Genomic DNA, 22,795 nt, shown 5'->3' with positions numbered 1-22,795 from the left:
CACCGGGCGAGGGCCACGAGTACCGCCGCCCATGAAAACGCCTCCGCGCAGAAGCTGCCGCGAAGGCCGACTCAGCATAACCAGCGCGGGCCCGCCGGCCCAGGCGACGCCACGCTGGTCACATCCGACGAACGTTCACCACTCCCGGTCCGTGCGGGGATCGGCACCGTCGGCGCGCGGCGGGCGCAGCGTGGCCACCGGCGCGGACCAGCGTCGACGCAGCGCGATCAGGCGCAGCCCGACCACCAGGACGGCGGCGGCGGTGAGCGGTGCGGGCCCGGTCTGGCCGCTGACGTACAGCAGCACCACCAGGACCGAGCCGGCAAGTGCGGCCAGCGCGTAGATCTCCCGGCGCAGCACGACCGGGATCTCGGCGGTCAGCAGGTCCCGACCGAGCCCTCCGCCGATCGCGGTGAGCATGCCGATCAGGCAGGCGCCGACCGCCGGAACCCGGGCGTCGAGCGCCTTGAGCGTGCCGGTGACGGTGAACAGACCGAGGCCCGCCGCGTCGAGCACCAGCACCGTGGTGCGCAGTCGGGCGAGCTGCGGGTGCAGCCAGAAGACGGCGAGCGCGGTGATCGCCGCGGTGGCGGCGTACCGCCAGTCGGCGAAGGCGAGCGGCGGCACCTCGTCGATGACCAGGTCGCGCAGGATCCCGCCGCCGAGCGCGGCCACGAAGCCCACGAACGCGACCCCGAACAGGTCGAGTCGTTTGGCCACCGCCGCCGAGGCACCGGAGGCGGCGAAGACGGCCACCCCGGTCAGGTCGGCGAGGAGCAGGGCGGTGGAGGTGGTCACCGCCGCAGGCTACGTCGCCGGCCGGAGCGCCGGCCCCGGTTCACTCGCGGTACGAGTCGTAGATCTCCTTGCACTTGGGGCAGACCGGCGAGCCCGGCTTGGCCGCCTTGGTGACCGGGAAGGTCTCCCCGCAGAGCGCGACGACGAAGGTGCCCATGACGGCACTCTCGGCGATCTTCTCCTTGCGGACGTAATGGAACATCTCGGGACCGGTGTCGGCGTCCTTCAGCTCCGGACGCTCGAGAACCTCTGTGCTCACGTCTGCACCTCCGACCGTCAAGTTTGGCAGGTCATCACGGCCGGGTCCACTTGAGCCCGGCCCGGGTCCGACCCCGTACCGTGCCGGTGTGACTGACTTTCGCATCAGCTACGGCACCGAGGTCGCCGAAGCCCTGCGCGACGGCCGACCCGTCGTCGCCCTGGAGAGCACCATCGTCTCGCACGGCCTGCCCCGTCCGCAGAACCTGCGGGTGGCCCGGGAGATCGAGCAGGCGGTCCGGGACGCCGGAGCGGTGCCGGCGACCATCGGCATGATCGGTGGCGAGCTGGTGGTCGGGCTGGACGACGCGCAGCTGACCCGGCTGGCCACCGTCGATGGAGTGACGAAACTCTCCGTCCGCGACCTGGCTGTCGCGGCGGCGACCGGCGCGGACGGCGCCACCACCGTGGCGGCGACCAGCGCGGTGGCCGCCGCCGCCGGAATCGGGGTGTTCGCGACCGGTGGCCTGGGCGGGGTGCACCGGGAGGCGGCGCACACCTTCGACGAGTCGGCGGACCTGGTCACCCTGGCCCAGACCCCGATCACGGTGGTCTGCGCCGGGGTCAAGTCGATCCTCGACGTGGGCGCGACGCTGGAGCGCCTGGAGACCCTCGGGGTGGCCGTCATCGGCTACCGCACCCGCCGGTTCCCCGGCTTCTACCTCACCGACGCGGGCTTCGACCTGGACTGGTCGGTGGACTCGCCGGAGCAGGTCGCCGCCGTGCTGGCCGCCCGGGACGGGCACGCCGTGCACCTCGGGGGCTTGCTCGTCGCCAACCCGCTGCCGGTCGACGAGCAGCTCGACCCGGAGCTGCACGACCGGACCCTCGCCGAGGGCCTGGCCCTGCTGCAGCGGGACGGGATCACCGGCAAGGCCGTCACGCCGTACCTGCTGGCGCACTTCCACTCGGCCACCGAGGGCGCGAGCCTGGCGGTGAACGTCCGGATCATCCTGCGCAACGCCGACCTGGCCGCGCGCATCGCGGTCGCCGCCGTCGCCCGCACCTCCGCCGTACCGGCATGACCCCTCCGGCCCGCGTGGTCGTCGTCGGGGACGTGATCACCGACGTGGTGGCGGTGCTGTCCGGGCCGCTCGCGGCCGGTTCGGACACCGGGGCCGAGATCAGTTTCGGCGGCGGCGGGCAGGCGGCCAACACCGCCGCCTGGCTCGCCGCGCAGGGGGTGGCCGTCACGCTCGTCGGCGCCGTCGGTGACGACGACGCCGGGCGCGACCGGATCGCCGAGCTGGATCGCGCGGGCGTGGACTGCGCGGTCGAGCGGGTGGTGGACGCCCCGACCGGCACGGTGATCGTGCTGGCGACCGACGGCGAGCGGACCATGGTCACGTCGCGGGGCGCGAACCTCGCGTTGAGCGCCGAGCACGTGGAGAAGGCCCTCGCGGCGGTGCCTGACGCGGGGCATCTGCACCTGTCCGCGTACACCCTGTTGGACGCCGGTTCGCGCGGCGCGGGGTTGCGGGCGCTGGCCGCCGCCCGCGAGCGCGGGCTCACCACCAGCGTCGACGCGGCGTCCGCGGCGCCGCTGCGGCGCGCGGGCGCGCGAACCTTCCTGGGTTGGGTACGCGATGTCGACCTGCTGCTGGTCAACGCGGACGAGGCCACGGTGCTGGCCGGCGGGCTGGACCCGGCGGCACAGGGGCGGGCGCTGTCGGCGACGGCTCGGCGGGTGGTGGTCAAGCGTGGCGCGGCGGGAGCGGTCTGGGTCGATCGCACGACGCCGGTCTGCACGGCTGCGGCCCGTCGGGTGGCGGTGGTGGACGTCACGGGAGCGGGCGACGCCTTCGCGGCCGGTCTGCTCACCGCGTGGCTCGCCGGCGCCAGCCCGACCGCGGCACTGAGCCGCGCCACCGACCTCGGCGCGCTGGCCGTCTCCACAGCCGGAGCACGGCCCCAGCCGTAGGGGCCGGAGCACGGCCGCAGGCACCCGCGGCCGTCACGGTCGAGCCCTGGCCCGCTGGGCGGGTCAGGGCTCGACGTCGATGACCTTGTGCGGGCGCTCCTCGGCCGTGAGACTCATCGGCGGCGCCTCGTCCTGCCGCCGGGGATGGAACCGATTGGCCAACCGGTGCTCCTCCTTGGGTGGCCGGTCGTTGGCCAGCAGCACGGCCAGCCACGGAATGAGCACCATGCCGAGGGCGCACAGCGGCAGCCAGACCCAGAGCAGTGGGGCGTTCGCGCCGACCAGGATCGCGCCGGCGACGATGCAGGCCACCCGGATGCCCATCATGAGGACATAGCGGCGCTGACGGCTGGTGAGCTGATCATTCTGGCTGCGCGAGGCATCGGTGATCAGAATCGGCTGGTACGCCTGACGCTTCACCATGAACCTCCTCGAGGGGATTACGCCTCATCCTGTCACCACAAAGGCGTGATCAGCGAAAATTGACCAGGCCCATCCGTGTTACGCGCGTGGTACGCTGCGCGCTGTGGGCAGCAGGTTCAGCTTCACCGACGAGGCGTTGGCCAACCTGAGGGTCTACGACGTCACACCCGGGGAAGTCTGGGAGGCGCTGCACAGCGCCCGGCGGGTCATCCGCCACCTGGGCGACGACGTGATGGTGGTCTACGCCGCCGCCCGCCGGGGTCGCCGACTGGCCGTGCTGCTCGCCGAGGCCGATGGCACCGACAACGACTGGGACATCCTCTCCGCCCGCGAGCTGAGCGACATCGAGTCCAAGCGCTACGACGAGGCCGTGCGGAGAGATCGCCGATGAGGGGGGCCGTGACGATGCACCGTAACGACGCGACCAAGCAGTTCCACAGCGGCGACGACCGGATCGCCGAGTTGATCGACCAGAGTCCGGCGGTGGACCTGCCCACCCCCGACACCGACGTGCCGATGGTGAGTCGATCGGTCCGGCTGCCGCTGGACACCTACGAGCGGGTCCGCGCCGCCGCCGACGCCCGGGGCATCGGGGTCACCACGCTGATGCGGCAGTGGATCGAGGCCGGCCTGGCCGACCTGGACGACTCCGCGACCGTCTCCCTCGCCGACGTCCGGCGGGCGCTGGCGTCGCTCGCCCACCCGACCGCCGCCTGAGCGTCAGCCCTGGGCAGCCTTCGCCGCCGCCTTCATCTGCTGCTTGTACTCCCGCACCCGGCGCAGCGAATCGGCGTCGGTGACGTCGGCCACCGACCGGTACGCGCCGGGATCGCCGTACCCGCCGGCAGCCTCCCGCCAGTCCTGCGGGGTCACCCCGAACCGCTTGCCGAGCAGGGCCACGAAGATCTGCGCCTTCTGCTTGCCGAAGCCGGGCAGCCCGGCCACCCGCCGCAGCAGCTCCGGCCCGTCGGCGACGTCGGCCCACAGCAGCGCGGCGTCGCCGTCGTAGCGCTCCACGAGCGCCTGGCAGACCTCCTGCACCCGGGCGGCCATCGCCTTCGGGAACCGGTGCAGCGCGGGCGGGGTGGCGAAGAGCGCGACCAGGGCCTGCGGGTCGTAGCCGGCCAGCTCCGCCGCGTCCAGGTCGCGGCCGAGCCGCTGGGTGAGGACGTACGGCGAGGAGAACGCCTTCTCCATCGGCACCTGCTGGTCCAGGGTCATGCCGATGAGCAGGGCCAGCGGACTGCGCTCCAGCAGCCGGTTGGCCTCCGGGGCGATGGGCAGCACGAGCGTCATACCTGCCATCTTGCCTGGCGCGCGGAACCGGGCGGTCGCCGACGCTCCGGCAGTCGTCCGGCGGGTGCTGCCGACGCGGGACGGGGCGACCGGCAGGATGAGAGCGTGGACCAACACGACATGCTGCTCTCCCCCGCCGGCGTCGACGCGCTGCGGACCGCGCTCACCCGGACGGGGTTCACCAGCCACGGCATCGCCGAGCGGCTGGGCGCGCAGGCCACCGCTGCGGTCTCCCGCAACGACTACCGGGCCGCGCTGCGCGCCACCGAGGACGGCGATCCGCTCGGCACCCTGATCCGGGTGTTCATCTGCGACCAGACCGAGCCGGAGAGCGCGGTGGCCACCGCCCTGGCACCGCTCAGCCTCGCGGAGGCGATCGCGGGTGGGCTGGTCGAGCGGTACGGCGACGGCCTGCGTGCCGGCGTCGACCTGGAGCCGTACGGCGACGACTGGTGGGTGCTCGCCGACGTGCCGGCCAGCGCCCGACCGGGTCGCCCGCTGCACGCCGAGCACGTGCTGGGCATCGGCGGCGCCACCCAGACCCTGATCGGCGCGACCGTACGCCGGCAGGTGGGCAGCGCGCTGGACCTCGGCACCGGCTCCGGCGTCCAGGCCCTGCACCTGGCCACCCACGCCGACACGGTGACCGCCACGGACCTCTCCGAGCGGGCTCTGCGCTTCGCCGCGACCACCGCCGCCCTCAACGGCCAGGACTGGGAGCTGCTGCGGGGCGACCTGGTCGCACCGGTGGCCGGCCGCCGCTTCGACCTGGTGGTGAGCAACCCACCGTTCGTCGTCGGCCCCGGCACCACCACGCACGTCTACCGCGACTCGGGGCGGGTGGGTGACGCGATCGCCGCCGAGCTGGCCACCGCAGCCCCCGGCCTGCTCACCGAGGGCGGCACCATGCAGTACCTGGCGAACTGGGTGCACGTCGCCGGCGAGGAGTGGGACGAGCGGGTGGCCGGTTGGTTCGCCGGCACCGGCCTGGACGCCTGGGTGATCCAGCGCGAGGTGGCCGACCCGATGGCGTACGTCGACCTGTGGCTCACCGACGTCGGCGAGGGCGCCGACCCGCAGCGGGCCGCCGTCTGGCTGGACTGGTTCGACGCGCACAAGATCGAGGCGATCGGCTTCGGCATCGTGTCGCTGCGCCAAGGCGGGCACGCCGACCCGGTGGTCCGCGTGGAGGACCTGCGTCAGCGGGTCCAGCCACCGCTGGGCGACCAGATCGGCGGCTGGTTCGACCGCCAGGACTTCCTGCGGGTACGCGGCACCGAGGCGCTGCTCGCCGAGCGCTACCGGGCCACCGACGGCCTTCAGCTGCGCCAGGAGGCCACCATGGGCGACGAGGGCTGGGCGGTGGACCGGCAGGTGCTCGCGATGCCGAACGGCCTGCGCTGGACCGAGGAGATCGACCCGCTGGTGCTGGCCCTGGTCGGTGGGGCCGACGGCCGGCTGCCGCTGCGCGACCAGCTCGCCCTGCTCGCGGCGGCCCACGACGTCGAACCCGCGGAGATGGCCGAGGCCGCCGGCCCGATCGTCGCGCACCTGGTGGAGCGCGGCTTCATCGAGCCGGTGACCGGGTGATGCGGACGATGTGCGCGGTGGCGCGCTGATGCGGGCGGTGGTGCAGACCGTCGGGCGGGCCAGCGTGACCGTCGATGGCGAGGTGGTCGGCGCGATCGAGAACGGCCTGCTGGTGCTGCTCGGGGTGACGCACACCGACACGGCGGAGACCGCTCAGACGATGGCCCGCAAGGTCCACGAGCTACGCATCCTGGACGGTGAACGGTCCGCCGCCGACACCGACGCGCCGATCCTGCTGGTCAGCCAGTTCACCCTCTACGGCGAAGCCCGCAAGGGCCGCCGTCCAAGCTGGACCGCGGCGGCCCCCGCCGAGGTGGCCGAACCCCTGGTGACAGCTGTGGTCGACGCCCTACGCCAACGAGGAGCCACCGTCGAGACGGGTCGCTTCCGCGCCCACATGCTGGTGGAGAGCCTCAACATCGGCCCCCAGACCCTCCTTTTGGACCTCTGACCCCGCCCCTGTAGAGGTCAGGAGAAGAGGCCTCGGCGGGTCAGGGACTGGCGGAGCCAGGTGTCCAGTTCGACGGTCCAGTCGGTGTCGTCGGCGGTGGCGTGCTCGACAGTGAACCGGCCGAAGGTGTCCCGGCCCTCGGTGAAGACGCCGCCGCGCTTGTCGACCTCCAGCACCACCTGCATCTGCCGCGCGTCGGCGATGAAGGTGACCTCCAACTGGTTGATCGAGCGGGCGTACTGCGGTGCCGGGTTGAACTCGATCTCCTGGTAGAACGGCAACGTCTGCCGTACGCCGTAGAGGTGCCCACGCTCCACGTCCGCCCGCGCGAACCGGAAGCCGAGGCGCAGCAACGCCTCCAGCAGCCGCTCCTGCGCGGGCAGCGGGTGCACCGACACGGCGTCCAGGTCGCTCGTGTCGACGGCGCGGGCGACCTCCAGCTCGGTCCGCAGGCCCATCGTCATGCCGTGCAGGTGCTGCCCGTACAGCTCGGTGACGGGTGTCTCCCAGGGCACGTCGAACCGGAACGGGAGGTCGTGGCGCTGCCCCGGCTCCAGCCGGAACGCACCGGTGACCCGCTGGCGGTGGAACTCCTGGGTGGTGTCGTAGTCGTTGTCGCCGCTCTCCACCTCGACCCGGGTGACGAGGCCGAGCGTGACGTGGTCGATGTCGACCTGGTGGTCGCCGCCGAGCACGTGGATGTGGCCCTCCAGCTGCCCGCCGGGGCGGCAGTCCGGGTCGGCGAGCACCGTCTCGATCGAGGGGCCGCCGACCCCCATCGCCTTCATGAGCCGCCTGAAGACCACACCGTCCTCCATCGTCGGACCACGCCGACCCGGGGCGGCCGACCGTCCGCAACGTAGCCGGGCCGGGTCCGCAACCGCCGGGATGACACACCGCGGCAACGATCTGGCCGGATTCCTGTCGGGTGCCCGATCGCCTCACTCCCGTTTTACGCCCCGCCCGCCAAGCTGTGTCTCACACCGGCACCACTGGGCCGGAGACACGGCACAGACGTGGAAACGGGGAGAGACAGAGATGGTCCTGCAGATGACGGAACACCGGACGCGCCCGGCAGCCACCAGCACCGAGACCAACGGGTCCGCCGAGGCCCTCACCGACCTGGACGCCACCGACGAGCGCGGCATCTCCACCGACCTGGTCCGGGCGTACCTGAACGGGATCGGCCGGACCAAGCTGCTGACCGCGGCGCAGGAGGTCGACCTGGCCCGGCGGATCGAGGCCGGCCTGTTCGCCGACGAGAAGCTCGCCACCTGCACCCCGGTCTCCGAGGAGCTCCGGGCCGACCTGGAGCTGATCGTCGCCGAGGGCCGCGCCGCCAAGGACCACCTGCTGGAGGCGAACCTGCGGCTGGTGGTCAGCATCGCCAAGCGCTACACCGGACGCGGGATGGCCTTCCTCGACCTGATCCAGGAGGGCAACCTCGGCCTCATCCGGGCGGTGGAGAAGTTCGACTACGCCAAGGGTTACAAGTTCTCCACGTACGCCACCTGGTGGATCCGGCAGGCGATCACCCGTGCCATGGCCGACCAGGCCCGCACCATCCGCATCCCCGTGCACATGGTCGAGCAGGTCAACCGGATGGTCCGGGCCCGCCGGGAGTTGGCGGTGACGCTGGGTCGCGAGCCAGGAGTCGCCGAGGTCGCCCGGGCCCTGGACATCCCCGAGTTCCAGGTCATCGAGCTGATCTCGTACGACCGCGAGCCGGTCAGCCTGGACCAGACCGTCGGCGACGACGGCGAGAGCGCACTCGGTGACTTCGTGGCGTCGGTGGACCCGCGCACCGACCCGGGCGAGGGCGCCGCGCAGGGCGAACTGCGCAACGAGGTGAGCATCGTGCTCGCCACGCTGTCGCAGCGGGAGCAGGCGGTCATCCGGCTCCGGTTCGGGCTGGACGACGGCCGGCAGCGCACCCTGGACGAGGTCGGCCGCGAGTTCGGCCTGTCCCGTGAGCGGATCCGGCAGATCGAGAAGGTGACGTTGCTGAAGCTGCGCGCTCCGGAGCGGGCGCAGCGCCTGGAGGCGTACGCCTGCTGACGCACCGGATGGGAAGGCAGGGCCCCGGCGGTTCGCCGGGGCCCTGCCCGCTGTCGAGGTGCTTGACTGTGGCGCCGACCGACTCCGCGACGAGCGAGGAGAGTGCCGTGAACTGGACGTTGGAAGTGGTGATCGTGCCGGTCTCCGACCTGGACCGGGCGAAGACGTTCTACGCCGACCAGCTCGGGTTCGCCGTCGACCACGACACGGTGATCAGCGACGACGCCCGCATCGTGCAGTTGACCCCGCCCGGCTCCGGCTGCTCGATCGTGATCGGCAAGGGCGTGGTCCCGGAGATGCCGCCAGGCTCGCTGAGGGGCCTGCAACTGGTGGTGCCCGACCTGTTGCGGGCCCACGCGGAGCTGGTCGCCCGTGGCGTGGAGGTCAGCGACATCCAGGTGGTGGGCCAGAACCCGCGCCCGGTGCCGGACCCGCTGGACAACGTCGGCTTCGTCTTCTTCACCGACCCGGACGGCAACGCCTGGGCCGTCCAGCAGATCTCCAGCCGCGCCTGAGCTGCCGCGCTCAGAGACGCCGGGGGCCGGTGTCCGGACGGGCGGCCACGCCGCCCACCCGCACCTGGGCGTGCAGGACCGAGATGCCGTCCGGGCGGGCGAGCACCGGGTTGAGGGTCACCGAGCGCACCCGGGGCTGCTCGTCGGCCAGCTGACCGACCCGCAGCAGCAGGTCGGCCAGGGCCGCCCGGTCCACCGGCGCCGCGCCCCGGTGCCCCCGCAACAGCGGAGCCGCCCGAGGTTCGTCGACCAGCTCGGCGGCGTCGGTGTTTGTCAGCGGCACCGCCCGCCAGGCCCGATCGCCCAGCAGCTCGGTGGCGACCCCGCCGAGACCGAAGCCGACCACCGGCCCGAACGCCGGATCCTCCACCAACTCCACCACGCAGGCCACACCGGGCGGGACCATCGGCTGCACCAGCACGTCCGCGCCGAAGCCGGCGGCCATGTCGGCGTACGCGCGGCGGACGCTCGCCTCGTCGGGCAGATCGAGGCGGACGGCGCCCAGGTCGAGCCGGTGCCGCAGCCCCGCGGCGGCGGCCTTGAGCGCCACCGGGAAACCCACCCGCGTCGCCGCGTCGACAGCCGCGTCGACCGAGGCCACGGGCACCGACGCGACGGTCTCGATGCCGTACGCGGCCAGCAGCGCCTCGACGTCGGTGCCGTCGGCGCGCAGCGCGGCCGCCGCGGCGTCCCGGTCGATCCCGGGCAGCTCGGGCGCGACCCCGGGCGGGCGACGCAGCCACTCGGCGTACCGGTGCACCCGGGCGAGCGCCCGGACGGCCTCCTCCACGCCGCCGTACGCGGGCACCCCGGCGGGCAACCGACCGACGAGGAACGTCGCCACGGTCGGCTTGCCCAGGGCGAGGGCGGCCGGCAACGCGGCGGTGACATCGGCGTCCACCTCGGTGCGCTGGCCGGGCAGCGGCGGGGCGAAGACCACGACGAGTGCGTCCACCCCGTCGTCGGCGGCCGTCTCGGCGAGGGCGGCGGCGAACTCGTCGGCGCCGGCGCTCGGTGCGACGTCCCGCGGGTAGCCGTCGGCGACGGTCAGGCCCTGCCCGACGCACGCCGTGGCGGCCAGGCCGGTCAACGCCGACGAGTTGCCGACCACGCCGACCCGGCCGCCGGCCGGCAGCGGCTGGTTGGCCAGCAACACCCCCACGTCGAGCAGCTCCGGCACGGTGTCCACCCGGATCACCCCGGACTGGGCGAAGAGCGCGGCCACCGCCACCTCGTCCGGGCCGGCCGAGTCGCCCACCCCGGGCGGGCGGGCCGGTGAGGCGAGCGCCACCACCGGTTTCGCCCGGCCGATCCGCCGGGCCAGCCGGGCGAACTTGCGCGGGTTCCCGAACGTCTCCAGGTACAACATGATCACGTCGGTGCCCGGGTCGTCCTGCCAGTACTGCAGCAGGTCGTTGCCCGACACGTCGGCCCGGTTGCCGGCCGACACGAAGCTGGACAGCCCGAGGCCCCGCCGGTCCGCCTCGGCGAGCAGCGCCACCCCGAACGCGCCGGACTGGCTGAAGATGCCCACCCGACCGGCCGGCGGCAGCGCCGGGGCGAGGGTGGCGTTGAGGCGTACCGCCGGGTCGGTGTTGGCCACGCCCAGGCAGTTCGGGCCGACCACGCGCATCCCCGCCGCGTGCGCCGCGCGGACCAGCGCACGTTGCGTGGCCGCGCCCTCACCGCCGGCCTCGGCGAAGCCGGCCGAGATCACGACCAGGCCGTGCACCCCGGCGGCGGCTGCGTCGGCGACCACCGCGGTCGCCGCCTCCGGCGGGACCGCCACCACCGCCAGATCCACCGCCACCCCGGCGTCGACCACCGAGGGGTACGCGGGCAGGCCCCCCACCGTCGACGCGCTCGGGTGCACCGGCACCACCGCGCCGGTGAACCCGCCGTCCCGCAGATGCCCGAGCACTGCCGCGCCGACGCCCTGGCCGGTGGCGCTCGCGCCGTATACGGCGATGCCTCGCGGGGCGAGCAGCCGGGCGATCGAGCGGGCCTCGGTGCGGTGCTCCCGGCCGCGCTGCACCTCCAGGGTCGCCTCCGTCGGGGCGATCGGGAAGCTCAGGTGCACCACGCCGTCGGCGTACGCGCGCTGGACCTGGTAGCCGAAGTCGGAGAAGACCCGCAGCATCGTCCCGTTGGCCGGCAGCACCTCGGCGACGAAACTCATGATGCCGTTACGCCGCGCGGCGTCCGCCAGATGCTCCATCAGCACCGAGCCGATGCCCCGGCCCTGGAAGGCGTCCTCGACCACGAAGGCGACCTCCGCCTCCGGCGCCTGCGGACCGAGCCGCTCGTACCTGCCGACGGCGACGAGCCGGTCCCCGGCCAGCACCACGAACGCCTCCCGGTCGTGGTGGTCCACAGTGACGAACCGGACCAGATCCCGCTCCGGGATGCGCGGGTACGGCGAGAAGTAGCGCAGGTAGCGGGTGCGCTCGGAGAACCGGCTGTGCATCGCCACGACGGCCGGCGCGTCGTCCGGGCTGATCGGTCGCAACTGGACGGTGCTGCCGTCGCTGAGCAGCACGTCCACCGGCTGGTCCACGGTCGTCACAGGAAACGGCCCGGCTCAGTCCCGCGGGTCGTACGGGTCGAGCCCGAGCAGCGGGAAGACGGTCTTACGGGTCGCCGCGATCGCCCGGTCCACCGCGTTCGGCTCGCCCGTCGGCTGCCACGGCTCGTACGACGGGTCCGCGTCGTCGGTCATCCGCAGCGGAATCTCCCGACCCGGCCGACGGGCCGCGGCCAGCTCACGCCAGCCCGGCGGGGTGAGCGTCGCCGGGTCGATCGGAGCGCCGGTCGCCACCGCCAACAGGTGGGTCCAGGCTCGGGGCACGACCTCGACCAGCGCGTACCCGCCGCCGCCGGTGGCCACCCAGCGGCCCTCGCACAGCTCGTCGGCGAGCGCCCGCAACGCCAGGTAGGTGGCGCGCTGCCCGTCCACCGTCAGGTTCAGGTCGGCCAGCGGATCCAGCCGGTGCCCGTCCGCGCCGCACTGACTCACCAGCACCTGCGGCCGGAACGCGCGCAGCACCGACGGCACGATCGCGTGGAACGCCCGCTGCCAGCCGGTGTCGTCGACGCCCGGCGGCAGCGGCATGTTCACCGCGGTGCCCTGCGCGCCCGGCCCGCCGGTCTCGTCCGGAAAACCGGTGCCCGGAAAGAGCGCGAGCGGCGTCTCGTGCAGGCTGACCGTGAGCACCCTCGGGTCGTCCCAGAAGATGTCCTGCACCCCGTCGCCGTGGTGCACGTCCACATCCACGTAGGCGATCCGCTCGGCGCCCAGATCGAGCAGTCGGGCGATGGCCACCGCGGGGTCGTTGTAGACACAGAAGCCGGACGCGCGGGCGGGCATCGCGTGGTGCAGGCCACCTGCCACGTTCACCGCCCGACGCGCGTCACCGCGCCAGACCGCCTCGGCCGCGGCCAGCGTCGCCCCGGCGATCAGCGCACTGGACTCGTGCATCCCCTCGAAGACCGGGTTGTCGGAGGTGCCCAGGCCGTACCCGGCGAAGAGTGGATCACGTGGGGCGGCACGCACGGCGGCCAGGTAGGCCGGGTCGTGCACGCGGGTGAGCGCCGCGTCGTCGGCGGGCTCCGGCTTGACGACGCGCACCCCCTGACGCTCCAGAACGCCCAGCTCCCGGGCGAGCGCGACGGTCAGCTCCACCCTCACCGGGTCGAGCGGATGGTCGCCCATGTCATAGGCGAGCAGCGAGGGGTCCCACACCACTACCGTGTCGTCGGACATGAGCCCATCGTCGCACGAGGACCGTCGTCGGCCCACCGCACGCGCTGGTCAGCGGCCGGGTGTCGGCCCGGCCGCGACCGGGCGGGCCGGGTCGGCCACCCAGTTGCTCCACGAACCCACGTAGAGCGCGGCGTCCGTGCGGCCGGCCAGGTGCAGCGCGAGGACCGCCTGCGCGGCGGTCACCCCGGAGCCGCAGTACGCCCCGACCGCCCGCGCCCCGGTCGCGCCGACCGCGGCGAACCGCTCGCGCAGCACGTCGACGGCCGGAAAACGCCCGTCGGCGCCCACGTACTCGCCGGCGGGCAGGTTGGCAGCGCCGGGCACATGACCGGCGACCGGATCGATCGGCTCGACCTCGCCCGCGTAGCGGGGTGCCGCGCGCACGTCGAGCAGCACTGCGTCGTCGGCGGACGCCAGCGCGGCGGCCTGCCCGGCGTCCAGCACCGGAAGGTCACCGGGGCGCACCTCGACGTCACCGTCGGCCGGGGCGGGCGCGGTGGTCGAGACCTGTCGTCCGGCGGCCACCCAGGCCGGGAAGCCCCCGTGCAGCAGTCGCACCGGCCGGTGCCCGGCCCAGCGCAAGGTCCACCAGGCCCGCGCGGCGGCCAGGCCGTCGCCGCCGTCGTACACCACAACTGGGTGACCGGCGCGGACGCCGGCGGTCCGCAGCGCGGCCTGTAGCGCGCCCGGGTTGGGCAGCGGGTGCCGGCCGCCGGCCCCGGGCGGCCCGCACAGCGCGGTGTCCAGGTCGACGAAGACCGCGCCGGGCAGGTGGCCGGCCAGGTAGTCGTCGCGACCGGGCGGGCCGGTGAGCCGCCAGCGGACGTCGAGGAGGGTGGGCGGGTCGGCGTCGTCGAGCTCGACGGCGAGCCGGTCCACCTCGACGAGCAGTTCCTCGGTACCGGACATGCCGACCATCCAACACCATCCGGGTCACCACCACGCGATTCGGCAGCGGTCGCTCGCCGCGCGGCAGGGTAGCATCGTGCATCGGAGGGCCGCATACCTTATGAAGTCTCACGATCTGGTCGACACGACCGAGATGTACCTGCGCACCATCCTCGAGCTGGAGGAGGAGGGGGTGCCGCCCCTGCGTGCCCGGATCGCCGAGCGCCTCAAGCAGAGCGGCCCCACCGTCAGCCAGACCGTGGCCCGGATGGAGCGCGACGGCCTGCTCACCGTCGAGGGCGACCGGCACCTGACGCTCACCCCGCTCGGCCGGGGCAGCGCCGTCTCCGTGATGCGCAAGCACCGCCTCGCCGAACTGCTGTTGGTCAACGTCATCGGGATGCCCTACGAGGAGGCCCACGAGGAGGCCTGCCGTTGGGAGCACGTGATGAGCGACGCCGTCGAGAAGCGGGTGTACGACCTGCTCAACCGGCCGACCCGCTCGCCGTACGGCAACCCGATTCCGGGCCTGGAGGAGCTGGGCTCCCCCGAGGCTCCGGCCAGCGAGCCGGGCGAGGGTGAGCGCAACCTGGCCTTCCCCGGGCTGTCCGGGCCGGTAGTGGTCCGCCGGATCTGCGAGAGCGTGCAGACCGACTCCGACGTGCTGCGCCAGTTGCACGCCGCTGGCGTCGATCCCGGCGCCACGGTGACCGTGGCTCAGGAGCGCGACGGGGTGTCGATCGACCGCTCCGGTGACCGGGTGCGGCTGCCTCGCGAGGTCGCCTCCCGGGTCTTCGTCGCCGCCAACTGATCGGCCGCACACCCGGGCGTCACAGCGCCCGGGTGTCCACCTTCTTCGCCAGCCCGACCAGGTCCCCGGCCAGCTTGTCGGCGGCCGCGCGGTCGGCGGCACGGGCGCCGGTCCAGGTCAGCGTGGCGAGGCGACCGTCGGCGGCCAGCCAGCCGACCTCCGCGACCGGGCCGTGCCCGCCGGCCGCGGCGGTGGTACGCCGGTACGCCTGCTGACCCAGTCCGGTGACCTTCGCCGCCTTGTCGGGCACCACGTCCGTGCCGAAGGTGGTCTTGTCGATGGTGGTCTCGGACACACTGAGCATCAGCTCCGGCAGCGCCGCGCGCTCGGCCCGGACCACGCACGTGTGCGTGTCACCCCGCTCGCTGGCCGCCGCCACGTCGAAGCGCACCTTGACGAGCTGCTCGATCACCGCGAAGTCCAGCAGCCGGCAGGCGCCCCCCGAGGAGGCCGCCGACACGTCCAGGGCGACCGGCGCCTGCGGCGGCACCGCCACCGGCTCGGCCTCGGCGGCACAGCCGCTCACCAGCAGGCCCGCCAGCCCGGCGACCACGATCCGCCCGCGCACGCTCCACCCTCTCGCCGACCGACGGCGGAAGTGGCCCCGCCGGATGTCCGTCGGACACCGTACGGGGTGTCCGGGTCGGGCGGAAGTCCTCATTCCGAGGGTGGATCGTCCACGTACGGGCAGTGGCGGCAGCCCCGGCCGCAGCACGTGCCGCGGCGAGCGAGGAAGCCGGCGCTGAGCACGAAGAGCCCTGTCGCCGGGTCGAGGTAACCGGCTTCGTCGGCGGCCAGCGCGGCGGCGTGCGCGGCGAGGATCCGGGCCCGCCCGGGGTGCCCGGGCGGCAGCCGGGACGGGTGCGGCTCGGTGAGCGGTCGATCCGCCAGGGGTCGTCGCTCACCGGTCACCAGCAGGGTCCTTCCGGGTCACCCGCAGCAGTCTAGAGGCGCCCCGACGACGGCGACTCAACCGTGCCGGGCCAGGGCGGCGGTCAGCTCGTCGGAGTCCGCGCCGGCGGCCAGCAGCAGCCGCAGCAGCACCCGCGCCTTGTACGGGTCGAGCAAACCGCCGTTACGCAGTCCCCGCCGTTGCAGGTCGGTCTCCGAGCCGACCGCCCCGTACGTGTGGCGCAGCACCGAGCCGGCGCCGCTGCGGCTGGTGAGCACCACCGGGATCCGGTTGGCGAGATCGCCGAGCACCGGAACCAGCGTCGCGGGCACGTGCCCGACCCCGAACCCCGCGACCACCAGGCCGTGGTGGGTGTCCGCGAGGCCGTGCAGGAGCGCGCCGTCGTCGTCCAGGGTGACCACGTACAGCGCCACCCGGGTCGCGTCGAGCCGGTCCGGGTCGACGGGCGGCAACGGCTCGTGGCGCACCGGGCGGGTCAGCACCCGCACCTCCCCCTCGATGACCTGGCCCAGCGGGCCGGTGTTGGGCGAGGTGAACGTGGCGGTGCTGGTGCTGTGGGTCTTGCGCAGCCACCGCGCGGCGTGCACCTCGTCGTTGACGGCGACCAGCACGCCCAGGTCTCGGGTGTCCGGCGCGGCGGCCACCCGCAGCGCCGCGAGCAGGTTCGCCGGCCCGTCCGCGCCGGCCAGGGTGGGGTTGCGCATCGCGCCGGTGAAGACCAGCGGGGCGGCGTGCGGCCAGATGAGGTCGGCCAGGAACGCCGTCTCCTCGAGGGTGTCGGTGCCCTGGGTGACCACGACACCTGTCGCGCCAGCGGACACCGCCCGGGACGCCTCGTCGACCACGGCGAGCAGTTGCCGCGCGGTGAGGTGTGCGCTCGGCACCGCGTGGGTGTCCCGCACGTCCACGGGCACGCCCAGATCCGCCAGCCCCGGGACGGCGGCGGTGAGGTCCGCGCCGGTGAGCCGGGTGACCACGCCGGAACGGCCGGCGTCCACCCCGCCCATCGCGATGGTCCCGCCGAGGGTGATGAGCGCGATGGACACGGTCGAGCCTCCATTCGCCGTCCGCCGCCGGACGGCCCGACGACCGTACCCAGGTCGTTTGTCCGGCCGGCAGTGCCCCGGCCCGCGTTGCGCGGCGACGGCCGGGGCAGCGGAAATGCGGTGTCGGACGGCTCGCGCTGTGGATAGAGTCCGCGGGCCGCCGGCCGGCGGCGCTTAACCCGCACGGACAGGCGGCGACGGTGAGTCAGCAGGTGCAGCAGTCCCCGGCGGTCGAGGCGGGGGCCATCCCGTCGCTGTGGCGCAGCCGGAACTTCCTGCTGCTCTGGGGCGGCCAGACGGTAAGCGAGCTGGGCACCCGCATCGCCAACGTGGCGGTGCCGCTGCTCGCCGCGGACACCCTGCACGCCAGCGTGTTCCAGGTCTCCCTGCTGACCGTCCTGGCCTGGCTGCCGTACCTGCTGTTCTCGCTGCCGGCGGGCATCGTCGCCGACCGGCTCGACCAGCGGCGGCTGATGATCGCGTGCGACCTGGGTCGGGCCGCGCTCCTGCTGTCCCTGCCGGTGGCCGCCCTGGTCGGCCACCTCACCCTGCCCTTCCTGTACGCGGTGGTCGGGCTCGGTGGCGTGCTCACCGTGCTGTTCACCGTGGCGTACAAGACCCTGCTGCCCCGGCTGGTGCCGGCGGACCTGCTGGTGGACGGCAACGCCAAGCTGACCATCAGCCAGGACGCCGCCGAGCTCGTCGGTCCGACGGTCAGCGGCGCGTTGATCGGGCTGGTCGGCGCCGCCCGCACTTTCCTGGCCAACGGGTTCGCCTTCCTGGTCAGCGCGCTGACGCTGATCCTGATCCGGGAGGCGCCGGTGCGCCGCGAGCCGGCTCCCCGCGTACCCCTGCGGGTGGAGTTGACCGACGGGCTCGGCTTCATCCGGCGGCAGCCGATCCTGGTCAGCATCCTGGCCTGCACGACGTGGTCGAACTTCTGGGTGATGGCGTCCGCCTCGATCGAGGTGACCTTCCTGGTGCGGGAGCTGCACGCCGCGCCGGTGCAGGTGGGTCTGGTCTTCTCGGTCAGCGCCGTCGGCGGGCTGGTGGTGGGGGTGCTGGCCGCCCGGCTGTCGGCCTGGCTCGGCTCGGCCCGGGTGATCTGGCTGGCGATGACCGTCCCGGGCCCGTTCTATCTGCTGATGCCGTTGGCCCGACCCGGCTGGGGGCTGCTGCTCTACGGCGTCGGGCTGGCCGCGTTCTCGGCCAACGCGGTGCTGTTCAACGTCGCGGCGATGTCGTACCGGCAGCGGATCACCCCGCCGGCGATCCTCGGCCGGGTCAACGCCGCGTTCCTCTGGATCTGCTTCGGGGTGGTCCCGCTCGGCGCGCTGACCGGCGGGGCGCTCGGCACCACCCTGGGGCTGCGCGGCGCGCTCTGGGTGTGCGTGCTGGGCACCTGGGCGGCGTGCCTGTTCGTGGTCTGCTCGCCGCTGCGACGGATGCGGGACACGCCGCCGCTTGCGTCGTAGAGTCCCGTCGGCTTGAGTCTCCAGCGGAGGGAGACCGCAGGGTGGGGGCATGAGCGGTGACGAGCGTTACACGATCGGCGACCTGGCCCGACGCACCGGGCTGAGCGTCAAGACCATCCGGTACTACGCCGACAGCGGGATCGTGCCGCCGACCGACCGGAGCCCGGCCGGCTACCGCCAGTTCGGCCCGGACGCCGTGGCGCGACTCGAACTGGTCCGGACGTTGCGCGACCTGGGCGTGGACCTGGCCTCCATCCGTCGGGTCGTGGACCGCGAGGTGCCCCTGCACGAGGTGGCCGCCGCGCACGCCGAGGCGCTGGCGGTGCAGGTCCGGGTGCTGCGGCTGCGCCAGGCCGTCCTGACCGTCGCGGCGAGGCGCGAGGCGGGACCGTCCGAGGTGGACGACCTGCACCGGTTGGCCCGGCTCACCGCCCACGAACGGCGGCAACTGGTGGACGACTTCCTGGACAGCGTCTTCACCGGCGACCCGGCGCCGTACCCGGGTGTGCTCGTCTCGATGACACCCGAGCTGCCTGACGACCCGACCACCGAGCAGGTGCGGGCGTGGGTGGAGCTGGCCGACCTGTGCCGGGACCCGACCTTTCGGGCGAGCATGCGGCGGCTCGTTCGCCAGCACGCCGCCGACCACGACGTGCCCGGGCTGCCCCGCCCGGACGCCGTCGCCGTGGTCCGGGACGGGGTGGTGGCCGCCCTGGCCGCCGGCCTCGATCCGGCTGGCCCCGAGGCCGAGCCGGTGGTCGCGGCGGTCACCAGCCGGTACGCCCGTCTGCACGGCCTCCCCGACGACGCCGACCTGCGCCAGCGGTTGCTCGACCGGCTGGTTCTGGCCAACGACCCGCGCCGGGACCGTTACCTCGACCTGCTGTCGGTGATCAACGGCTGGTCGGGTGGCGGCGCGGTCACGCCGGCCGTGGACTGGTTCATCCGCGCCCTGCGCGCCCCGATACCCGCACCGGCCGCATGAGCCAGGGTGTCACCCGAACCACGTGATCGCCTGGCCGTGCCCCCGGGTCCAGGCCAGCGGTCGCCCGTCCAGCGCGAGGACGTTGTGCAGCGCCGCGTCCGGCGAGTCGGGCAGCCCGTCGTAGGGCAGCACCTCCGGGGCCTCGTTCGCGACCCAGTGCCCCGGCAACTCACGCACCAGCCGGACGAACGCCTCCCGACGGGCGACGGGCACCTGGTAGAGCACCGAGGTGTGGAAGATGACAAGCGTCGCGTCGGTCGGCGCCCGCGCCGCCAGCGCCGGCAGGTCGTCCACCAGGTCGCCGCGGATCAGCAGCGGCGGGTCGGCCGCAGCGACCGCCGCGGCGGCGCGCAGTCGGGCCCGCCGGTGCCCGTGCTCCGGCCAGATCAGGGCGTCCAACCAGGACACGTCGTCGGGGTCGGTCACGTCGAGCGGGTTCAGGTCCAGGCCAGCCCGCCACACCACCCGAGGTACGCGGGTCGGCGGCTCGAACCCGCTGGCCGCGCACTCCAGGACCGGCTCGCCGGAGCCGACCCGGTGCTCGCCGTACCGGTAGGCGTACCGGTCGGGGTAGAGGCAGAGGCCGGCGGACGCCCCGACCTCCAGCAGGGCGAGGGGCTGCGGCAGCGCGGCGAGCACCGGCAGCAGGACGGCGCACCTGCCGGCCTCGTTCGTCTGGGTGGACCGGGTCCGCATCTCCGCCTCGACGGCCGGCCAGTGCGCCATCGTGAAGTCGTGGAACGTGGCCGGGTCGTCGACCGGGCCGCCCAACCAACGGACCACGCCGAACAGCAGATTCGGCTGACGCTTGGCCGGCGGGAGCGTGTCGAGGAGGGCGAGCAGGACGCCGTCGTGGGCGACGGCGTCGGACAGTCGCTCGTACGTCGGCGACACCCCGTGTGCCTCGCGGCGCGCGAACTCGACGTACGCCTCTGCGGTTGTCATGCCCTCATCGTCGCAGCCCAGTGTTCGGTGGGTCAGCCCCGTGCTCGTGCGCCGACCCACCGGCCTTCTCGATCCCGGCACCACTCAGGGCAGCTGGCCCGGTCGGTCGACGATCGCGACGCGCAGTAGCGCGACAGTGTTGTACAGGGACTCCTTGCCGTTACGCACCAACGAGTTGCGGGTGCCGAGGTAGACGTGGGAGTCCCGATCGAAGATGAGGTCCAGGTTTCCACCGATCACCCCGGGCATCCGAATCGCCACCCCATGGCGGCCGGCGGCGTCCACCACGTCACCCGAGATGACCACCGCTCCGGGTTGCCGTGCCAGCAGTTCGAACAGCGCCGCGAGCGCTCGGGGTGGCACGTATCCGTCGAGCATCGACCACGCGGTGGTGTACGCCATGCTCTCGCCCCCGTAGACGGCCTCCTCGTCGGCGCCTTCGGGTAGATGCAGGTCGACCGGGTGCGCCCGAAGGTAGCGCAGCAGCTCGTCCGGATCGGTGGGCAGATCGCCGTGGTACGCGGGCGGCTGGAACGCGTCGAGTTCCTTCTCGGGATCGGCGGGATCATCGATGCGGAGCACCCTGAGCTCGCTCCACCCGTTCGGGTCGCTCTCCGGTCGATAGCGCACCTGCGTGTAGGCGACTCCACCGGCCGACTGCCACAGTTGGTTCCGGATGGTCCGGTACGGGCCACTGGCCGGCATGTCCCGGATCGTCGCCAGGGTTTCCGTGAAGACGTACTGCTCGGGCCGGGCGGTGAGTTCCGGCTGTTGCCGAGCGGCGTCGGCCGCCAGGTGGAAGATTTCCGACGCACTGGCCGTGGGCGGCGACTGATCGCCCAGCCTCATGGTCTGGACCGCCAGACCACCGGCGGTCAGCGCGACCGCCAGCCCGGCCGCTCCGGCGAGGCGCCAACCGCGCGGGAACCGGGTACGGCGTCCGGCCGGACGGCCCGCCGACGCCAGCTCGGCCCGTCGGGCGACGTGCGCGCTCAGGTCCCTGAGAAGCTGCTCCTCGAAACCCTGCGGCGACCGTTCAGTCGTGTTCATCGTCAGCTTCGTCTCATCTCAGGCGAGGGTGGTGACCGGGCGGGCGAGCAGGGCGCGGACGAGCCGGCGGGCACGGTGCAGGCGGACCCGGGCGGCGACCGGTGACATCCCGAGCACTGTCGCCGCCTCAGCGACGGTGAGCCCGTCCACGGCGACGAGTTCGACAAGCGTCCGGGTGTCCTCGGGCAGCTCGCTCAGCGCGCGATGGGTGCGGCGGGCCACCGACTCGGCGTCTATCCGCTCCTCGATGCGGGCGATGTCATCGGGGCCGAGGTCCCGTCGTCCGGCCAGTCGGCCGGTCACCCGCAGTCGTTGGGCCGCCCGACGCCGCTCGTCGCCGATGACGTTGCGGGCCACCCCGTACAGCCAGCCGATCTGGCTACCCCGGTCCGGCCGGTAGCCGGCCGCCGACTCGATCACCGCCAGGAACACGTCGGCGGTCAGGTCGGCGGCGAGATGGGGGTCGTCGACCCGCCGCGCCACGAACCGGCCCACCGCCTCCAGGTGCCGCCGGTAGAAGACCTCGAAGGCCGCCGGATCCACTCCGATGCCGGAGATGTCGTCATCGGCTCGGCTCGGCTCATTCACAGGCCGTCCTCTCTCGCGCGTTCACACCTCTTCTTCGTTCGTCGGAGCATGGGTGTTACCGAACTCCGATCAGAGCGAGTCGTTCACAGCTCGTCAGCATCAGGTGATCGAGCCGGCTTTCTGCGGTTGGAGATCTCCTCCAGGTGCTGGAGCTGGTGCTGCCGGACCATCTCGTCCCAGACCTCCTGGTCGTAGTCCGGGTTCGGCGGGATCCACTTGTGCGAATTGTCGCTGTAGTGGAACCGCTCATCTCCCCGCCGGATCAGACTCACCGAACCCAGCCCAAGAAGCGGCGGTGCAGCAGCCCGGCGGGCACCCAGGTCAGGTCCTCGGCCGCCCACACCAGGTAGGACCCCATGTAGAGGGCCAACGACACAGGTGCGCCCTCGAACTCGGCACGAAGCTCCGTGCGTCGGGTCCGGCAGGGCCAAGGGGCACTGCAACCGCCGCAGGTCCACACCGGAAGGACCGGGCCGTGGGTGGTCACGGCAGACCATCCAGGAAGCGCCGGATGGCCGACCGAGCGTGCCAGCGGACCGCCCGTTCCGCCCGATAGCAGGAGTACGGGGACAGCCGCGCCAACCACCAGCGACGGCCGGCGCAGAGGCCGTCAACGCCGGGCAGGTGCACGGACAAGATTCGTCCGACCTGATCCTCGGTCACTCCTGCTCCTCCCCTGGCCAGTGGCCTCGCCGGATCGGGATGCGGTGCCGGGCTCGGCACGGCAGGTCGGCCCCACATCGGCAGATCCGCCGCCACCGCTGCCACGACCAGACCGGCCGATGCCGCCGCGCCAAGGTCAGCGCCACCGCCAGCAGGTAGTCGTCGTACGGCACGTGCTTAGGCACCCGACCTCCACGCGAGTTGTCGCGCCGTCGCCTGGCGTGACCACCTCACCACACACCACTTGGCCATGTCTTGTCAAGCTGCAAGTACCAATAGTCAAGTAGATGTCGCGCTTATTTTCAGGTCGTGAAGCGACCGCGCTTGTACGGGCCTGGCGAGTTGGCCGCCCTGTTCA

General features: G+C 73.3%; 28 protein-coding genes. 11 read left to right on the top strand and 17 right to left on the bottom strand.

Going from position 1 to position 22,795, the window contains the following annotated elements; genetic code table 11:
- Positions 1 to 135 precede the first annotated feature (135 nt).
- On the bottom strand, positions 136 to 798 hold the full coding sequence (locus AB0B97_RS30365; protein ID WP_234587955.1) for a trimeric intracellular cation channel family protein: 663 nt from the start codon (positions 796 to 798) through the stop codon (positions 136 to 138).
- 40 nt (positions 799 to 838) lie between these two features.
- The gene (locus AB0B97_RS30360; protein ID WP_007456912.1) at positions 839 to 1,057 is read right to left on the bottom strand and encodes a DUF3039 domain-containing protein; all 219 of its coding nucleotides are present in this window, start codon (positions 1,055 to 1,057) and stop codon (positions 839 to 841) included.
- An 88-nt stretch (positions 1,058 to 1,145) separates the two neighbouring features.
- Between AB0B97_RS30360 and AB0B97_RS30355 the strand changes: the two genes are divergently transcribed.
- The gene (locus AB0B97_RS30355) at positions 1,146 to 2,081 is read left to right on the top strand and encodes a pseudouridine-5'-phosphate glycosidase (RefSeq protein ID WP_357498513.1); all 936 of its coding nucleotides are present in this window, start codon (positions 1,146 to 1,148) and stop codon (positions 2,079 to 2,081) included.
- Positions 2,078 to 2,977 carry a PfkB family carbohydrate kinase gene (locus AB0B97_RS30350; RefSeq protein ID WP_357498511.1) on the top strand — a complete coding sequence of 300 codons (900 nt, stop codon included), beginning with the start codon at positions 2,078 to 2,080 and terminating at the stop codon, positions 2,975 to 2,977. Before AB0B97_RS30355 ends, AB0B97_RS30350 begins: the two co-directional genes overlap by 4 nt.
- 63 nt (positions 2,978 to 3,040) lie before the next feature.
- Here AB0B97_RS30350 and AB0B97_RS30345 read toward each other — a convergent pair whose 3' ends face one another.
- Positions 3,041 to 3,400 (bottom strand): DUF3099 domain-containing protein, encoded by a 360-nt coding sequence (locus AB0B97_RS30345; protein WP_234587958.1) that lies wholly within the window; start codon positions 3,398 to 3,400, stop codon positions 3,041 to 3,043.
- 103 nt (positions 3,401 to 3,503) lie between these two features.
- On the opposite strand from AB0B97_RS30345, the gene AB0B97_RS30340 reads away from it, so the two are divergent.
- Positions 3,504 to 3,791 (top strand): hypothetical protein, encoded by a 288-nt coding sequence (locus AB0B97_RS30340; RefSeq protein WP_357498509.1) that lies wholly within the window; start codon positions 3,504 to 3,506, stop codon positions 3,789 to 3,791.
- 14 nt (positions 3,792 to 3,805) lie between these two features.
- Positions 3,806 to 4,117: a BrnA antitoxin family protein gene (locus tag AB0B97_RS30335; protein ID WP_234587992.1), complete on the top strand. Its 312-nt coding sequence runs from the start codon at positions 3,806 to 3,808 to the stop codon at positions 4,115 to 4,117.
- A 3-nt stretch (positions 4,118 to 4,120) separates the two neighbouring features.
- Here AB0B97_RS30335 and AB0B97_RS30330 read toward each other — a convergent pair whose 3' ends face one another.
- Positions 4,121 to 4,696, bottom strand: coding sequence for an HhH-GPD-type base excision DNA repair protein (locus AB0B97_RS30330; protein WP_357498507.1), 576 nt, complete (start codon positions 4,694 to 4,696; stop codon positions 4,121 to 4,123).
- A gap of 105 nt (positions 4,697 to 4,801) precedes the next feature.
- Here AB0B97_RS30330 and AB0B97_RS30325 point away from each other — a divergent pair, with 105 nt between their 5' ends.
- Together AB0B97_RS30325 and dtd are read left to right on the top strand one after the other, a co-directional pair.
- On the top strand, positions 4,802 to 6,286 hold the full coding sequence (locus tag AB0B97_RS30325; protein ID WP_357498505.1) for a methyltransferase: 1,485 nt from the start codon (positions 4,802 to 4,804) through the stop codon (positions 6,284 to 6,286).
- 28 nt (positions 6,287 to 6,314) lie between these two features.
- Complete coding sequence (dtd, locus tag AB0B97_RS30320) at positions 6,315 to 6,737, top strand: D-aminoacyl-tRNA deacylase (RefSeq protein ID WP_357498503.1); 423 nt, start codon at positions 6,315 to 6,317, stop codon at positions 6,735 to 6,737.
- A 17-nt stretch (positions 6,738 to 6,754) separates the two neighbouring features.
- On the opposite strand, the gene AB0B97_RS30315 is transcribed toward dtd, so the two are convergent.
- Positions 6,755 to 7,543 (bottom strand): sporulation protein, encoded by a 789-nt coding sequence (locus AB0B97_RS30315; protein WP_357498625.1) that lies wholly within the window; start codon positions 7,541 to 7,543, stop codon positions 6,755 to 6,757.
- Positions 7,544 to 7,775: 232 nt separating this feature from the next.
- On the opposite strand from AB0B97_RS30315, the gene sigB reads away from it, so the two are divergent.
- Complete coding sequence (gene sigB, locus AB0B97_RS30310) at positions 7,776 to 8,795, top strand: RNA polymerase sigma factor SigB (RefSeq protein WP_305076144.1); 1,020 nt, start codon at positions 7,776 to 7,778, stop codon at positions 8,793 to 8,795.
- Positions 8,796 to 8,902: 107 nt separating this feature from the next.
- The gene (locus AB0B97_RS30305; protein WP_357498501.1) at positions 8,903 to 9,310 is read left to right on the top strand and encodes a VOC family protein; all 408 of its coding nucleotides are present in this window, start codon (positions 8,903 to 8,905) and stop codon (positions 9,308 to 9,310) included.
- 10 nt (positions 9,311 to 9,320) lie between these two features.
- On the opposite strand, the gene AB0B97_RS30300 is transcribed toward AB0B97_RS30305, so the two are convergent.
- From AB0B97_RS30300 to AB0B97_RS30290, 3 genes are read right to left on the bottom strand one after another with little or no spacing between them, the layout of a single operon-like run.
- The gene (locus AB0B97_RS30300; protein WP_357498500.1) at positions 9,321 to 11,876 is read right to left on the bottom strand and encodes a GNAT family N-acetyltransferase; all 2,556 of its coding nucleotides are present in this window, start codon (positions 11,874 to 11,876) and stop codon (positions 9,321 to 9,323) included.
- Positions 11,877 to 11,891: 15 nt separating this feature from the next.
- Complete coding sequence (locus tag AB0B97_RS30295; RefSeq protein ID WP_357498498.1) at positions 11,892 to 13,073, bottom strand: acetoin utilization protein AcuC; 1,182 nt, start codon at positions 13,071 to 13,073, stop codon at positions 11,892 to 11,894.
- 48 nt (positions 13,074 to 13,121) lie between these two features.
- Positions 13,122 to 13,982, bottom strand: coding sequence for a sulfurtransferase (locus AB0B97_RS30290; RefSeq protein ID WP_357498496.1), 861 nt, complete (start codon positions 13,980 to 13,982; stop codon positions 13,122 to 13,124).
- Positions 13,983 to 14,082: 100 nt separating this feature from the next.
- Between AB0B97_RS30290 and AB0B97_RS30285 the strand changes: the two genes are divergently transcribed.
- Positions 14,083 to 14,772, top strand: a complete 690-nt coding sequence (locus AB0B97_RS30285) for a metal-dependent transcriptional regulator (protein WP_234587967.1) — start codon at positions 14,083 to 14,085, stop codon at positions 14,770 to 14,772.
- Between the two features lie 19 nt (positions 14,773 to 14,791).
- Here the strand turns inward: AB0B97_RS30285 and AB0B97_RS30280 are convergent, their stop codons facing one another.
- The 3 genes from AB0B97_RS30280 to AB0B97_RS30270 form a co-directional block, all read right to left on the bottom strand.
- Positions 14,792 to 15,340 carry a hypothetical protein gene (locus tag AB0B97_RS30280; protein ID WP_357498494.1) on the bottom strand — a complete coding sequence of 183 codons (549 nt, stop codon included), beginning with the start codon at positions 15,338 to 15,340 and terminating at the stop codon, positions 14,792 to 14,794.
- An 89-nt stretch (positions 15,341 to 15,429) separates the two neighbouring features.
- On the bottom strand, positions 15,430 to 15,684 hold the full coding sequence (locus AB0B97_RS30275) for a DUF5522 domain-containing protein (RefSeq protein WP_357498492.1): 255 nt from the start codon (positions 15,682 to 15,684) through the stop codon (positions 15,430 to 15,432).
- A 57-nt stretch (positions 15,685 to 15,741) separates the two neighbouring features.
- A complete protein-coding gene (locus AB0B97_RS30270) occupies positions 15,742 to 16,731 on the bottom strand; it encodes an asparaginase (RefSeq protein ID WP_357498490.1) in 990 nt (329 codons plus the stop codon).
- Between the two features lie 200 nt (positions 16,732 to 16,931).
- Between AB0B97_RS30270 and AB0B97_RS30265 the strand changes: the two genes are divergently transcribed.
- Together AB0B97_RS30265 and AB0B97_RS30260 are read left to right on the top strand one after the other, a co-directional pair.
- A complete protein-coding gene (locus tag AB0B97_RS30265) occupies positions 16,932 to 18,206 on the top strand; it encodes an MFS transporter (protein ID WP_357498488.1) in 1,275 nt (424 codons plus the stop codon).
- Positions 18,207 to 18,255: 49 nt separating this feature from the next.
- Positions 18,256 to 19,191 (top strand): MerR family transcriptional regulator, encoded by a 936-nt coding sequence (locus tag AB0B97_RS30260; protein WP_357498486.1) that lies wholly within the window; start codon positions 18,256 to 18,258, stop codon positions 19,189 to 19,191.
- Between the two features lie 9 nt (positions 19,192 to 19,200).
- On the opposite strand, the gene AB0B97_RS30255 is transcribed toward AB0B97_RS30260, so the two are convergent.
- From AB0B97_RS30255 to AB0B97_RS30230, 6 genes are all read right to left on the bottom strand, one after another.
- Entirely contained in the window at positions 19,201 to 20,136 is a 936-nt protein-coding gene (locus tag AB0B97_RS30255; protein ID WP_357498484.1) for a DUF2332 domain-containing protein, read from the bottom strand.
- 84 nt (positions 20,137 to 20,220) lie between these two features.
- On the bottom strand, positions 20,221 to 21,186 hold the full coding sequence (locus AB0B97_RS30250) for a CU044_5270 family protein (protein WP_357498482.1): 966 nt from the start codon (positions 21,184 to 21,186) through the stop codon (positions 20,221 to 20,223).
- A gap of 18 nt (positions 21,187 to 21,204) precedes the next feature.
- Positions 21,205 to 21,774, bottom strand: a complete 570-nt coding sequence (locus AB0B97_RS30245; protein ID WP_357498480.1) for a sigma-70 family RNA polymerase sigma factor — start codon at positions 21,772 to 21,774, stop codon at positions 21,205 to 21,207.
- An 83-nt stretch (positions 21,775 to 21,857) separates the two neighbouring features.
- The gene (locus AB0B97_RS30240; protein ID WP_234587981.1) at positions 21,858 to 22,046 is read right to left on the bottom strand and encodes a hypothetical protein; all 189 of its coding nucleotides are present in this window, start codon (positions 22,044 to 22,046) and stop codon (positions 21,858 to 21,860) included.
- Between the two features lie 211 nt (positions 22,047 to 22,257).
- Complete coding sequence (locus AB0B97_RS30235; protein ID WP_357498478.1) at positions 22,258 to 22,437, bottom strand: hypothetical protein; 180 nt, start codon at positions 22,435 to 22,437, stop codon at positions 22,258 to 22,260.
- Positions 22,434 to 22,622, bottom strand: a complete 189-nt coding sequence (locus AB0B97_RS30230) for a hypothetical protein (RefSeq protein WP_030337387.1) — start codon at positions 22,620 to 22,622, stop codon at positions 22,434 to 22,436. The genes AB0B97_RS30235 and AB0B97_RS30230 overlap by 4 nt, the downstream gene beginning before the upstream one ends.
- Positions 22,623 to 22,795 lie beyond the last annotated feature (173 nt).

The organism is Micromonospora sp. NPDC049004 (assembly GCF_040649315.1).
Taxonomy (GTDB): domain Bacteria; phylum Actinomycetota; class Actinomycetes; order Mycobacteriales; family Micromonosporaceae; genus Micromonospora.
Note: the sequence above shows the minus strand (reverse complement) of the source record. Positions and strands in the feature narration are given on the sequence as shown.